Below are 12794 nucleotides of genomic sequence, written 5' to 3'. Positions count from 1 at the left end.
GCCGTTATCGCGGTCCGTAGACCACGATCGTGTTGCCCCACGGGTCGCGGGCTACCGCGCGGACCTCGTGGGGGCCTTGTTCCGGTTGCCGCACAACGGTTCCGCCGCCGGCGACCAGTGCGGTCAGGGCGGCGGAGACGTCGGGCACCTTGAACGAAGCGGCGGGGGCGCCGTCGGTGACGTCCTCTTCCGGGCCGGCGAGGGCGAGTGTCGTTCCGCCCGCGTCGAGGGCGGCGTAGCGGTCTCCGTCGACGAATTTCGCGGGCAGGCCGAAGGTCGTGGCGTAGAACCGCACGGCTGAGCTGACGTCGGCGACGGGATGCAGCACGTTCCCGATCTTGGCCGGCTTCGGGGAGTCGTTCACCAGTCGAGCGTAACCCGCATTGATCCCGGACCGGGCGGGTATGCGGAGGGAGAACCCGAGGAAGGGAGCGCCATGTCTGACGTCCGGGAGTATTTGACGGAAGTCGAGTACCCGTGCGAGCGCGACGAACTTCTCCGCCGGGCCGCCGCGAAGGGCGCGGGCGACGACGTGATCGGCCATCTCGGCAAACTGCCCGAGCAGCGGTACGAGAACGTGGAGGCCGTGCACCGGCTTCTCGGCGACGACGTCGACCCGCATTCGTGAGGTCAGCGGACCGCCTCGGCGGCGGCGCGGGCGAGTTCGAGTTCTTCCCGGGAGCGCAAGGCCAGCACCGGAATTTTCGCCCCGGGCGGGCTGATCACCGCATCGCGTTCCCGGGTCCGCGACAAACCGCCGGCGATGCCGAGGACCCCGAGACCGCCAGCGACCGCCTCGGCGGTTTCGGGCTGGTCCCAGCCGATGTCGCCGGTGAACACCAGCGCGTCGATCCGGTCCAGGCTCGCGGCTGTCGCGGCCAGTTCGGCTCGGATCCGGTGTTCGAAGACGGCCAAGGCGAAGCGGGCCTCGGCGGAACCGTCGCTTACCAGGTCGCGGGTGTCGTCGGAGATGCCGGACAACCCCAGCAGACCGGAGTGGTGGTAAAGGCCGTCTTCCAGTTCGCTGACGGTCAGTTTTCCTTCGCGCAGCAGCCACAGCAGCATGCCGGGATCCACGGAGCCGGACCGTTTGGTCATCATCGCGCCTTCCAGCGGCGTGAACCCCATTGACGTGTCAACGCTGTGTCCGTGAGATACCGCGCAGACCGAACAGCCGCCGGACAGATGGGCGATGAGCAGGTTCAGTTCCCCGGGCGGCCGATGCAGGAGTTCGGCGGCGCGGCGGGTCGCCCAGCTGAAGGACCAGCCGTGGAAGCCGTAGCGGCGCAGGTTCCACGGGAAGCGCCACCGGGCGGGCAGCGGGTAGGTCTGGGCGACGGACGGAAGCGTTTCGTGGAAGGCCGTGTCGGGACAGACGATGTGCGTCGCGTCCGGGAGGAGGTCGGCGAGCTGGTCCAGCAGGGCCTCGGTTTTCGGTACGTGTTCCGGGGCGAGGGACCGGGCGTCCGCGATCTTCGCCCGGACGCTTGGGGTCGCCTCCACCGGGCGGACCAGGTCTGGGCCGCCGTGGACGAGCCGGTGTGCGACAACGGAGATCGTGGGCTGCCGGTCCGCGAAGGACGAGACGTCGTCGGTCGAGGCGGAATCCAGGACTTTCTCGTCTTCGGCGCGCACGAGGTGCAAGCGCAGGCTGCCGGAGCCCGGGTTGACGGTCAGGACGTTCATCGCTTCCACCGCCAGCCGGTGATCTCGGCCGGGTCTTCGCCGTCGCGGTAGGCGGCGGCGAGGAATTCGTCGCGCTGCCGTTGGAAGTCGCGGGCCAGGTCGCCGCCGAGGGAGGACCAGCCGCGGGCGCGGCGGACGGCGTCGGCGGCCAGGTCGTGGCGGGTCATCCGGTTGCTGGCCAGCAGGTCGAACGGGGTGGTCGTGGTGCCTTCCTCCAAGTAGCCGTGCACGTGGAAGCGTTGCGTGGCAGGGCGTCCGTGCAGTACTTCGTGCACGGCGGACGGGTAGCCGTGGAAAGCGAAGATCACCGGGACGTCCTCGCCGAAGCACTCGGCGAACGCTTCGTCGGAGAGTCCGTTCGGGTGGCGGCCGGGCGGGCAGAGCGAAAGCAGGTCGACCACGTTCACCACTCGGACCCGCAGTTGCGGAGCCGCAGCGGCCAGCAACTGCACGGCGGCAAGGGTTTCGGCCGTCGGGGTAGTCCCGGCGCAGGCGAGGACGACGTCCGGCGAACCCCCGTGGCTCGCCCAAGGCCAGACTGCGGTCCCGGCGCGGCAGTGGGCGCGGGCATCGTCGGGGGACAACCACACGGGACTGCTTTGCTTTCCCGCGACCACGACGTTGATCAGGTCGGTCGAGGACAGGCAGCGGTGCATGGTTTCCAGCAGCGTATTGGCGTCCGGCGGGAAGAAGATCCTTGTGGTGTGGGCCTTTTTCGTGAGCATCTGGTTGATGAAGCCCGGGCCCTGGTGGCTGTAGCCGTTGTGTTCTTGCCGCCAGCCGTCGCTGGTGAGCAGGTAGTTCAGGCTCGCCACCGGAGCGCGCCAGCCGACCTCGCCGGACATTTTGAGGAACTTGGCGTACTGGTTCACCATGCTGTCCACAATGGACACGAATGCCTCGTAGCACGGGAACAGGCCGTGTCGTCCGGTGAGCAGGTAACCCTGCAGCCAGCCTTGGCAGAGGTGTTCGGACAGGACTTCCAGCACCCGGCCGCGACGCGCGAGATGTTCGGTGTGGCCGGGAACGGCGCGGTCGAACTGCCGGTCGGTGACGTCCAGCAGCGCGCCGAGCTTGTTGGACTGCAGTTCGTCCGGGCAGACGACGCGGAAGGTGTCCGGAGCGCGGCGCACCAGTTCCGCGAGCCAGCCGCCGAGGGCCTCAGTCGGGCTTTCCTCCTCCGTGCCGGCGAATGCGGCGACATCCGGCAGCGGCAGGTCTCGGCGAAGCCGGCCGCCGTTCGCCTGCGGAACCCGTCCGAGCCGCAGCTCCGGTTCCGGTGGCACGGCGAGCAAATCCGGCGCGGGAACACCGTCGGCGTCGAAAAGTTCCTCCGGCCGGTACGAACGCAGCCACTGTTCCACTGCGCTCAGCTGATCCGGGTCGAGCGGGACCTGGTGGGCGTGGAAGGTGCCTTCCAGGGGCGTGCCCTCCGGGGACGTCGAAGGCAGGCCCAGGCCCTTGGTGTTGCGCAGGACGATCATCGGCGGCGGGCCGCTGTCCTGGCGATGCGCGCGGGCGAGGGCTTCGGCGAGCGGGGAGTCCGGATCGTCGGTGTCGCGGACGTCGACGAGCAGCGGGTTCCAGCCGCAGCCGGTGAAGTACGCGGTGAGTTCGTCGTCCGACATGGCTTCGCAGACGGTCGGGGAAGCGATCTTGTACCCGTTGAGGTGCAGGATCGGCAGCACCCGGCCATCGCCGGGATTGGTGAACTTCGGGCTGTGCCACGCCGCCGCGGTCGGACCCGTTTCGGCCTCGCCGTCGCCGATGACGCAGGCGACCAGCAGGTCGGGATCGTCGAAGGCCGCGCCGAACGCGGTGGCGAGGGCGTAGCCGAGTTCGCCGCCTTCGTGGATGACGCCGGGGACCTCGGGGGAGAGGTGGCTGGGGAAACCGCCCGGCCAGGAGAACCGGCGGACGAGTTCGGCGAGTCCGGAACCGTCGAGGGACAGCCGCGGGTCGTACTCGGCGTGCGTGCCTTCGAGCCAGAGATTGGCGTGGATCGCCGGGGCTCCATGGCCGGGACCGGTGACGAGCAGGGTGCGCTGCTGAGTTTCGGCGACCAGGCGATTCAGCGCGCTGTAGACGAGGGTCAGGCCGGGACAGGTGCCCCAGTGACCGAGCGGGCGCGGTTTCAGGTGCTCGGGCCGCAAGGGCTCGGTGAGCAGGACGTTGTCCTTGAGGTAGATCATCGCGGCGGCCAGGTAGTCGCACGCCCGGCGGTAGCGGCGGAGCGCGTCGCGCATCAGTCGGCGACGCCCTTCTTCTGGTCGATAAACGTCTGCCGCTCCGGGGTCACCTGGAGGATGACGCGTTCGGACTTGATCGCGTCCGGCGGATAGTCGCCGCCGGTGTACTTGCGCGCGAGTTCGTCCACGTGCGACCGGGCCCGTTCGCCGGTCTCGACGCCGGTCACGCGGCCGCGGACCTCCGCGTAGCGGTACGGGTCCTGCTCGTCGCGGATCAGGACGGTGATGCGATCGTCGCGCTCGGCGTTGCGGTACTTCGCCCGGTGGGTTTCGGTGTTGAGCACGATCCGGCCGTTCTCGACGTGCACCCAGATCATCTGCGTCTGCATCCGGCCGCTCGGCAGCACCGTGGTGACCGCGGCGAAGTTCTTGCCGGTGGCCAGTTCTTCGGTTTCGGGCAGCAGTTTCGGGCCGTCGGCGGTGCTGGCGGGCACGGCAACTCCTCACGGTCGACGTCACGGGCCGCTCTGCGGGTAGCCGGGTTGACCGGCGGGTAAACCCGGCGAGGTCAGAGCCAGACCAGCCCGGCGAGGACGGCGACGCCCGCGAGCAGCCACGCCACGTAGTCGCCGACCTGGCCGGAGTGCGCGCGATGCAGCACGGTGAGTGCTTCGTGCACCGGTTTCGGGACCCGGCGTCGCGACCACAGCGCGAGTGCGGTGGCGGCGAGGGCGAGGACGGCGGTTGCCGCGGCGGACAGCAGGCCGGGGCCGGTCCAGGTCAGCTCGGATCCGGCTTCGGGGCGGGACGGCGGCAGCGTCGGCAGGACGTCGTGGAGGTAGCCCGCGCGGTCGACGGCCTGCGCTCCGGCGGCTACAGCGACGTCGCGGATCCACGGCACGACGCCTGCGGCCAGCGCGAAAGCGAGCAGGACGACGATGGCGGCCAGCATCGGGATCGGGGTGCGTGCGATCGGCCGGCCGGTCTCGGGTTCCTCGCCGGAGCCGGTCGTCGTGTCCGAGGAATCCCCGGCAGGCGGCCTGCCGAGTCCGAAGTAGACTCGCAGCCCGGCGCGCAGCACCGCCGCGGCGGTGAGTGCGGAAATGACTGCGAACACGATCATCAGCCACTCTGGTCCGGCGTGTTCGGCGGCGTCTTTGCCCAGCGCCAGGCCGAACGGCGGCAATCCGGCGAGAGCGGCCGCGGCGACCAGGAACAGCGCTGCTTCGGTTCGTGAATGTGTTGCCCGGCCGAAGAGTTCGTCTTCGTCGACGCTGCCGTAGCGGTCCTTCAACGCTCCGGTCAGGAGGAACAGCGCACCCTTCGCTCCGGCGTGCCCGAGCGCCGAGAGCACGAACGCGGCCGTCGCTTCGCCGCCGGTGGCGGCGAGTCCGCAAAGGAACAGTCCGATGTGGGCGATGGTCGAGTAGGCCAGCAATCGTTTGAGATGCCGCTGGGTGAAGCAAAGCACGGCGCCGAGGACGGCGCTGGCGATCCCGGCGGTGAGGAAGACCCGGCTGACGGTGGCGTCGTCGAGCACCGTGCCGAACACGGTCGTGCGGACGCGGAGCACGCCGTAGAGGCCGAGTTCGACCATCACCCCGGAGAACAGCACGCACACCGGTGTCGGAGCGACGGCGTGCGCGTCGGCGAGCCAGAAATGGAACGGCACGGTCGCGGCTTTGACCAGCAATCCGGTGCACACCGCCACGAACGCGGCGATGACCAGCGCGTCCGCCGGACGGCCGTCGAGCGCGACTCCCAGCTGTGCGAGCCCGAGCTGCCCGCCGCGGGCGTAGAGCAGGCCGATGCCCATCAGCGTGAAGTACGCGCCGAGGGAGTTGACCACGCCGAAGTTCAGCGCGCCCTGCACCGAGTCCGCCTCCTCGATCCGGTACCCGGTCAGCGCGTAGGCGACGCCGCTCATCAGCTCGAAGAACACGAACAGCGTGAACAGGTCGCCGGTGAAGAGAAAACCGATCATGCCGGTCAGGAAGAGCAGCATCATCGCGTGGTAGCGGGCTTCGACGGCTTCGAAGTAGTGCCAGCTGTAGAGCAGCGCGCAGACGGTGAGGAACGCGGCCAGCGCGGCGAACGTCGTGTTCAGCCCGTCCGCGACGAGCACGATGCCGACCGAGCGGGCACCTTCCGGACCCTGTCTGCCGAGCCAGCTGACCACCCGCTCGTGGTGCGCGGCGGTCAGCAGGACCACGCACAGCACGCACACCGCCGCCGCGGTCGCCGTGGCCGTCACGTCGACGACGACGCGGGGGAGTTTGCCGCCGAGGCCGAGCAGCAGGCAGGCGGCCAGCAGCGGGACGGCGACGGCGAGTGCGGGCAGGGTCGTCATGGTCAGCCGCGCAGTGCCCGCAGTTCGTCGGGATCGACCGTGCCGTGGCGGCGCGAGATCTGCAGCGTCAGGGCGAGCAGGAGCGCGGTGATGGTCGCCGAGACGACGATGTCGGTGAGCGTCATGGCCTGCACCATCGGGTCGACCACCGGCTGCGACTGGCCTTGGGACACGATCGGGGCGGTCGCCTGGTCCTGGTAGCCGATCGCGAGCAGCAGGACATACGTGCCGGATTGCGCGACCGACAGCGAGACCACGGTGTGCACGAGATGCCGGCTGCGCATGATCCCGGCGCAGCCCAGCAGCAACAGCCACGCCGCCACGCCGTAGCAGGCCGCCGACACCACGCCGGTCACCGTTCCTCCAGCCCGTGCACGAAGAACCGCGACAGCAGGACGACGAATCCGGCGGCGACCTCGATGCCGATCAGGACGCTCAGCACGAGGACGGTCCCGGAGGACAGCAGCGAGCCGAATTGGCCGAGTGGCACCACGTTCGCGAGGAACGAACCGCCGCTGGCCAGCCCCAGCAGGCCGGTCACGACGTACAGGCCGGTGGCCGCCGCTTCGGCGTATTCGCACCAGTCGATCGGGCGCAGCCGGGCCAGCGCGCGGTAGCTGCCGGAGAGGTAGAGCAGATGCCAGCCGGTCGCGAGGACGACGCCGCCTTGGAAACCGCCGCCGGGCGTCAGGTGTCCGTGCACGACGATGTCGATGCCCAGCAGCACCGAGACCGGCAGCAGCAGGAATCCGGCGAGCTTCACGGCGGGCAGGACGTAGCCGGTGCCGTCCGTTTCGGGCTCCTTCTTGGGCGGTTGCAGCAACGCGAGCGTGCCGACGACCGCGGCGGCGACGATCGTTTCCTCGCCGAGGGTGTCGAGGGCCCGCAGATCGAAGTTCACGGAGGACACCAGGTTCGGCGTGACCTCCCGGAAACCCATGGGCAGCACCAGGTCCCGGTAGACGTGGCTGGCGCTTCCGGCGGCGGGCATCCGGGTGAACGCGGCGATGAACAGCGCCGCGACCCCGGCCAGCCCGGCGGCTCCGACGACGTCGCGGGTCCTCATCGTTTGCCGGTCTTCCGCAGCGTGAGCAGGACGAGCAGCGGGACGATCGCCGCGCCGACGGCGAGTTCGGACAACGCGACGTCCGGAGCTTGGAACACCACGAAAAGCACCGTCAGGCACAGGGAAAACACCGTAAGCGTGCTCGCTTGCCGCTTCGGGTCGTGCGTCGCGACGACGGCGAATCCGGCCACGGCGACCAGCGCGAGGGCGACGAGCAGCACGGCGGCGCTCATGAGGGGAGGTCCTCGTCGATCTCGCCGCGGTGGCGAGCTTCGAGCCGGGCGGTGGCGGATTGCAGGATCGGGCCGGTGACCGCCAGCAGGACGACCGTCGCGAGGATCGCGCCCGAGCCGAGCTGAACGCCGTTGACCAGGACGAGCCCGACACCGATGAGCGGCGCGCCGAGCGTGGTCGCCGGGGAGAGCAGATGCAGGCGGGTGAGCAAGTCTTTCGCGCGCAGCAAACCCGCGGCGGAAGCGAGGACGACGAACACCCCGGCGAACACGAGAATCTGCGCGGCGATCGTCATCGGGTCCCCAGCAGCCGCGCGAAGACGAGCGTCCCGGCGAAGGCGAGGACGGTCAGCGTCAGGGGGAGGATGACGGCGCTGGACGGGCCGTACGCCTGGACGAGCAGCAGGAGCGTCAGGACGGTGACGGTCCCGGCGAATTGCATCCCGGCGAGGCGTTCGATCGCGGTGCCCCGGGCGGCCAGCCACAACGCGGTGCCGAGACCGCCTGCCATCAAGAGCAGAGCGGCGAGGAGCAGCCAGGTCATCGCGTCACCCGATCGAGAGCCGGGGAGTCCGGGAGCAGGCGGTGAACGACGATGTCCGTGTCGTCTGGCGGGCTCGCGACGACCATCGTGCCTGGCGTACAGCCGATCACCACCGTCGCGACGGCGAGCCGCGCTTCGTGCTGCGCGCGTGGTTCGGCCGGGACGGGGACTTTCGCGCACTTTCCGGCGGAGGGGCGTGGGAAGACCGCGCGCAAGGCGGCGACGGATTCGCTGACGGCGGCTTTGGGGAGCGGCGTCAGCCAGGCCAGCCAGCCGGCTTTGAACTGCCACGTCCCGTTCATCGCCCGGCGTGCGGAACGGGCGGCGATCGCGCAGACCGCCGCCGCGCTGGCGCCGGCGATCAGTTCCGGTGCCGACGGGGTGGACAGCGTGAGGGTCCACAGCCCGGTCAGGGCAAGCCACCACAGCAGAATCTCGGTCGCAGCGCGCATGTCTCACCTCGGGCAGGGGCTACCCACTTCGGGGACCGGCCAATCCGCAGCCGCTTGCCTGGCCCGATCTGCGCCGCCGAAGGCCCGTGAAGGACTCCTGGATCTCAGCCGACGACGATCGTGTGGTCGCCGCGCGAAGTCAGCTCTCCGATCACGGGGTGGCCGGGAAGCTCGCCCGCCACGAGCAAGCCGCCGGAAGTCTGCGCGTCCGCCAGCAACAAGGCCTCGTCCTCGGAGATCCGCGACAGGTCGGCATGCGGCCGGACCCAGTCGAGATTCCGGCGAGTCCCGCCGCTGACATACCCGTCGCGCAACGCCTCCCGCGCGCCCTCGAGGTACGGGACAGCCGCCGGGTCCAGCCGCGCGGTGACCCCGCTCGCCCGGGCGAGTTTGTGCAGGTGGCCGAGCAAGCCAAACCCCGTGACGTCCGTGGCGCACACCGCGCCTGCCTCCAGCGCGGCGGCCGACGCGGCGCGGTTGAGCGTGGTCATCGCGGCGATCGCCTCCTCGGAGCGTTCGCCGGTGGCCTTGTGCCGTGAGTTCAGCACGCCGATTCCCAGCGGCTTGGTGAGCGTCAGCGGTGTGCCCGGCTTGCCGGAATCGTTGCGCAGCAAGCGTTCCGGGTCGGCAGTGCCGGTGACCGCGAGGCCGTACTTGGGTTCCGGGTCGTCGACGCTGTGCCCGCCGGACAGATGGCAGCCGGCCGCGGCGCAGACGGCCAAGCCGCCGCGCAGCACCTCCGCAGCCAGTTCGAACGGCAGCACCTCGCGCGGCCAGCCGAGGAGATTGACCGCGACCACGGGAACGCCGCCCATCGCGTAGACGTCGGACAGCGCGTTCGCGGCGGCGATCCGGCCCCAGTCGTACGGATCGTCGACGACCGGGGTGAAGAAGTCCGTCGTCGCGATCAGCGCGACGTTCCCGGCGATCCGCACGGCCGCCGCGTCGTCGCCGTCGTCGAGGCCGACCAGGAGTTCGCCGGGCGGGTTCTCCGGGGCGGCGCCGGACAGGCCGCGGACGATCGTTTCCAGTTCGCCGGGCGGGATTTTGCACGCGCAGCCGCCGCCGTGGGCGTACTGGGTCAGCCGGACGCTCATGCCGTTCATGATGCGGGCGTGCGGCGCTCTTGGCAGGATGGCGGAATGCCCCAGGGAGGCGTATCCGGCCTGGTGACCGGCGCGGTCTTCAACACCGTTGAGCGGCAGGTCCTGCCGCTGGCGGGTTCGATTCCCGTCCGCCTCCGCCATGGGTGACCCGCGCCGGGCGATCCCGCGCACCGACGCCGTGCTCGGCGAGCCGAGGATCGCGAAAGCTGTCGAAACGCTCGGCCGCGACCTGGTGAAGTCGCTGGTCGCGGCGGCGCAGCAGCGGGCGCGGGCCGGCGAGATCGAGCCCGGCGAGGTCGTCGCGGAGGTGGTGGCGCGGCTGCCCGCGACGGTGTCGTCGCTGCGTCCGGTGCTCAACGCGACCGGCGTCCTCGTGCACACCAACCTCGGCCGCGCGCCGCTGTCCGCCGCCGCGCTGGACGCGATCGTGGCGGCAGGCGGCGCCACGGACGTCGAGTTCGCGCTCGAAACGGGGGAGCGGGCGAAACGCGGCCGCGGCACTCTGGCCGCGCTGGCGGAAGCGGTGCCGCGCGCGGAGGCGGTGCACGTGGTCAACAACAACGCGGCGGCGCTGCTGCTGTGCGCGCTGGCCTTGGCTCCAGGCAAGGAAATCGTGGTCAGCCGGGGCGAGCTGGTCGAGATCGGCGACGGCTTCCGCATTCCGGACCTGCTCGCCTCGACCGGAGCCCGGCTCCGCGAAGTCGGCACCACCAACCGGACTTCGGCGGAGGATTACGCGGCGGCCGTCGGCCCGAACACCGGATTCGTGCTCAAAATCCACCCCTCGAACTACCAGGTCACCGGGTTCACCTCGGCAGCGAGCGTCGCCGAACTGGCCAGGCTCGGCGTGCCGGTGGTCTCCGACGTGGGATCCGGGCTGCTCGCGCCGCACCCGCTGCTGCCGGACGAACCGGACGTCACGACCGCGCTGGCCGGCGGCGCGAACGTCGTCACCGCGAGCGGCGACAAGCTTCTCGGCGGTCCTCAGGCGGGCTTGCTCTTCGGAGACGCCGAATTGCTGCGACGGCTCCGGAGGCATCCCGCGGCTCGTGCGCTGCGGGTCGACAAGTTGACGCTCGCCGCGCTCGAAGCCACCCTTCGCGGGCCGGAACCACCCGTGCGGGCGGCGCTTTTCGCGCAGGGGCTCCACCCGCGCGCCGAAGCTCTGGCCCAGTCGTTGCGCGCGGCGGGCGTGGCCGCCGAGGCAGTGGACTCGACCGCGGTCGTGGGCGGCGGCGGTGCGCCGGGAGTCGAGCTGCCCAGTGCGGCGGTCGCGCTGCCCGCCCGGTACGCGGAGGCGCTGCGGCTCGGCGAGCCCGCCGTCGTCGGCCGGATCGTGCGGGACCGGTGCCTGCTCGACCTCCGGACGGTTCCCCCGGCGGACGACGCGACCCTGCGGGAGGCGGTCCGCCGATGCTGGTGATCGCCACCGCCGGACACGTCGACCACGGGAAATCCACGCTGATCCGGCAGCTCACCGGCATGGAGCCGGACCGCTGGGCCGAGGAGCGCCGCCGCGGCCTGACCCTCGACCTCGGCTTCGCCTGGACCCGGCTGGGCGGCGAGGAAATCGCCTTCGTGGACGTCCCCGGGCACCAGCGATTCGTCCCGAACATGCTGGCGGGCGTCGGTCCCGTCCCGGCCGCGCTGTTCGTCGTGGCCGCCGACGAGGGCTGGATGCCTCAATCCGCGGAACACCTGGCGGCGCTGGACGCGTTCGGCGTCGAACACGGCCTCGTGGCGGTCACCAAATCCGACCGCGCCGACCCGACGGGAGCGACGGCGGCGGCGCTGCAGGAGACAGCGGCGACGGCGCTCGGCGAGGTGCCCGCGGTGAGCGTCAGCGGCACGACCGGCGAAGGTCTTGAAGAACTGCGCGCGCAGCTTGCCAAGCTCGCCGGCCGGTTGCCGCCGCCGGACCTGGACGCGGACGTCCGGCTCTGGATCGACCGCGCGTTCACCATCAAAGGCGCGGGCACCGTCGTCACCGGAACGCTCGGCGGCGGCACCCTGCGGGTCGGCGACGAATTGACGCTCGGCGCGAACCGGGTGCGGATCCGCGGCTTGCAGGCGCTCGGCGAACCCCGCGAAAGCGTGTCCGCGGTGGCGCGGGTGGCGGTGAATGTGCGCGGCGTGCCCAGGGATTCCGTCGGCCGGGGCGACGTTCTGCTGACCCCGGGCGCGTGGCGTCCGGCGGCCGAAATCGACGTCCGGTTGCGCGGCGCGCCGTCCGGCGAACTGCACCGGAATCTCGTGCTGCACTTCGGATCCGCGGCGGTGCCGACCCGGGTCCGTCCACTCGGGCCGGACACCGCGCGGCTGCTGCTCGCGACCCCGCTGCCGCTGCGGACCGGCGACCGAGGACTGCTGCGCGACCCGGGGGAGCACCGGATCCCGGCCGGGTTCGACGTGGTCGACGTCCGCCCGCCGGCACTCGCCCGCCGCGGCGCCGCGCGAGCTCGAGGCGAAGAGCTGACCGCCCTGGAGCCAGGCTGGGATTACCTTCGCCGCGAGGGTTTCGTACGCCACGAGGACTTCCGGGCCCTGGGGCTGCCGGAGGTGGGCGAACGGCTCGGCGGCTGGCACGCCGATCCGGGCCGGCTCAGCCAGTCGCGAGCGGAGGTCGCCGAGGTGGTCGCCGCGTGGGCCCGGGAACATCCGCTGGCGGCGGGAATCCCGGTCGAGGCGCTGCGGCAGCGGCTCGGCCTGCCGGACGCGGAACTCGTCCCGGCAGTCCTCGCCGGCGGGCCGGTCCTCAAGGACGGGCTCGTCCGCGAACCGGGCGCCGGGCTGACCGCCGAAGTGCAAAGCGCCGTCGAAGTCCTCGAAGAGCGCTTCGCCGAGCGCCCGTTCCGCGCGCCGGAGGCGGACGAACTGCGGAAACTCGGTCTGGGCAAACGGGAATTGGCCGCCGCCGTCCGGGCAGGCCGGTTGCGGGCGATCGCCGACGGAGTGGTGCTGGCCCCGGACGCGCCGGAGCGCGCGGCGGAGGCGCTGGCCGCGCTCGGCGAGCCGTTCACCGTGTCGCGGGCGCGGCAGGCGCTGGACAGCACCCGCCGGGTGATGATCCCGCTGCTGGAGCACCTCGACGCCGCCGGGCTCACCGAACCGCTCGGCGACGGGACCCGCCGGACATGCTGCGAGCGCCCGGAGAACGGATTACCGTGA

The 12794-nt window shown here is 71.2% G+C and carries 15 protein-coding genes and 1 tRNA gene; 4 read left to right on the top strand and 12 right to left on the bottom strand.

Annotated features, from left to right (window positions below; translation table 11 throughout):
- Positions 1-4: 4 nt before the first annotated feature.
- Positions 5-364, bottom strand: a complete 360-nt coding sequence (locus L3Q65_RS19025) for a VOC family protein (RefSeq protein ID WP_182893501.1) — start codon at positions 362-364, stop codon at positions 5-7.
- A 72-nt stretch (positions 365-436) separates the two neighbouring features.
- On the opposite strand from L3Q65_RS19025, the gene L3Q65_RS19020 reads away from it, so the two are divergent.
- Entirely contained in the window at positions 437-628 is a 192-nt protein-coding gene (locus L3Q65_RS19020) for a DUF2795 domain-containing protein (protein WP_037714604.1), read from the top strand.
- A 2-nt stretch (positions 629-630) separates the two neighbouring features.
- Here L3Q65_RS19020 and L3Q65_RS19015 read toward each other — a convergent pair whose 3' ends face one another.
- The 11 genes from L3Q65_RS19015 to selD all read right to left on the bottom strand — a co-directional run bounded on the left by L3Q65_RS19015 (position 631) and on the right by selD (position 9617).
- Positions 631-1686 carry an acetate/propionate family kinase gene (locus tag L3Q65_RS19015; RefSeq protein WP_370648194.1) on the bottom strand — a complete coding sequence of 352 codons (1056 nt, stop codon included), beginning with the start codon at positions 1684-1686 and terminating at the stop codon, positions 631-633.
- Positions 1683-3932, bottom strand: a complete 2250-nt coding sequence (locus L3Q65_RS19010; RefSeq protein ID WP_237600442.1) for a phosphoketolase family protein — start codon at positions 3930-3932, stop codon at positions 1683-1685. The genes L3Q65_RS19015 and L3Q65_RS19010 overlap by 4 nt, the downstream gene beginning before the upstream one ends.
- Positions 3932-4369 (bottom strand): PPOX class F420-dependent oxidoreductase, encoded by a 438-nt coding sequence (locus L3Q65_RS19005; protein WP_182893152.1) that lies wholly within the window; start codon positions 4367-4369, stop codon positions 3932-3934. The genes L3Q65_RS19010 and L3Q65_RS19005 overlap by 1 nt, the downstream gene beginning before the upstream one ends.
- A gap of 74 nt (positions 4370-4443) precedes the next feature.
- Positions 4444-6225 (bottom strand): complex I subunit 5 family protein, encoded by a 1782-nt coding sequence (locus L3Q65_RS19000; RefSeq protein ID WP_237600441.1) that lies wholly within the window; start codon positions 6223-6225, stop codon positions 4444-4446.
- A gap of 2 nt (positions 6226-6227) precedes the next feature.
- Positions 6228-6581, bottom strand: a complete 354-nt coding sequence (locus tag L3Q65_RS18995) for an NADH-quinone oxidoreductase subunit K (RefSeq protein WP_116204709.1) — start codon at positions 6579-6581, stop codon at positions 6228-6230.
- Complete coding sequence (locus L3Q65_RS18990; protein WP_182893150.1) at positions 6578-7291, bottom strand: MnhB domain-containing protein; 714 nt, start codon at positions 7289-7291, stop codon at positions 6578-6580. Before L3Q65_RS18990 ends, L3Q65_RS18995 begins: the two co-directional genes overlap by 4 nt.
- Complete coding sequence (locus tag L3Q65_RS18985; protein WP_182893149.1) at positions 7288-7524, bottom strand: DUF4040 domain-containing protein; 237 nt, start codon at positions 7522-7524, stop codon at positions 7288-7290. Before L3Q65_RS18985 ends, L3Q65_RS18990 begins: the two co-directional genes overlap by 4 nt.
- Entirely contained in the window at positions 7521-7820 is a 300-nt protein-coding gene (locus L3Q65_RS18980; protein ID WP_182893148.1) for a monovalent cation/H(+) antiporter subunit G, read from the bottom strand. The genes L3Q65_RS18985 and L3Q65_RS18980 overlap by 4 nt, the downstream gene beginning before the upstream one ends.
- Entirely contained in the window at positions 7817-8068 is a 252-nt protein-coding gene (locus tag L3Q65_RS18975) for a monovalent cation/H+ antiporter complex subunit F (protein WP_037356679.1), read from the bottom strand. Before L3Q65_RS18975 ends, L3Q65_RS18980 begins: the two co-directional genes overlap by 4 nt.
- Complete coding sequence (locus L3Q65_RS18970; RefSeq protein WP_237600440.1) at positions 8065-8520, bottom strand: Na+/H+ antiporter subunit E; 456 nt, start codon at positions 8518-8520, stop codon at positions 8065-8067. The genes L3Q65_RS18975 and L3Q65_RS18970 overlap by 4 nt, the downstream gene beginning before the upstream one ends.
- 104 nt (positions 8521-8624) lie before the next feature.
- Complete coding sequence (selD, locus tag L3Q65_RS18965; RefSeq protein ID WP_182893146.1) at positions 8625-9617, bottom strand: selenide, water dikinase SelD; 993 nt, start codon at positions 9615-9617, stop codon at positions 8625-8627.
- Between the two features lie 54 nt (positions 9618-9671).
- Between selD and L3Q65_RS18960 the strand changes: the two genes are divergently transcribed.
- The 3 genes from L3Q65_RS18960 to selB all read left to right on the top strand — a co-directional run bounded on the left by L3Q65_RS18960 (position 9672) and on the right by selB (position 12794).
- Positions 9672-9766 (top strand) — tRNA-Sec (locus tag L3Q65_RS18960).
- Positions 9766-11049: an L-seryl-tRNA(Sec) selenium transferase gene (gene selA, locus L3Q65_RS18955; protein ID WP_182893145.1), complete on the top strand. Its 1284-nt coding sequence runs from the start codon at positions 9766-9768 to the stop codon at positions 11047-11049. Before L3Q65_RS18960 ends, selA begins: the two co-directional genes overlap by 1 nt.
- Positions 11040-12794 carry a selenocysteine-specific translation elongation factor gene (gene selB, locus L3Q65_RS18950; protein ID WP_237600439.1) on the top strand — a complete coding sequence of 585 codons (1755 nt, stop codon included), beginning with the start codon at positions 11040-11042 and terminating at the stop codon, positions 12792-12794. The genes selA and selB overlap by 10 nt, the downstream gene beginning before the upstream one ends.

Source organism: Amycolatopsis sp. FU40 (genome assembly GCF_021903635.1).
GTDB lineage: Bacteria > Actinomycetota > Actinomycetes > Mycobacteriales > Pseudonocardiaceae > Amycolatopsis > Amycolatopsis dendrobii.
The sequence above is the reverse complement of the archived record's forward strand: the minus strand, read 5'-3'. Positions and strand labels throughout refer to the sequence as shown.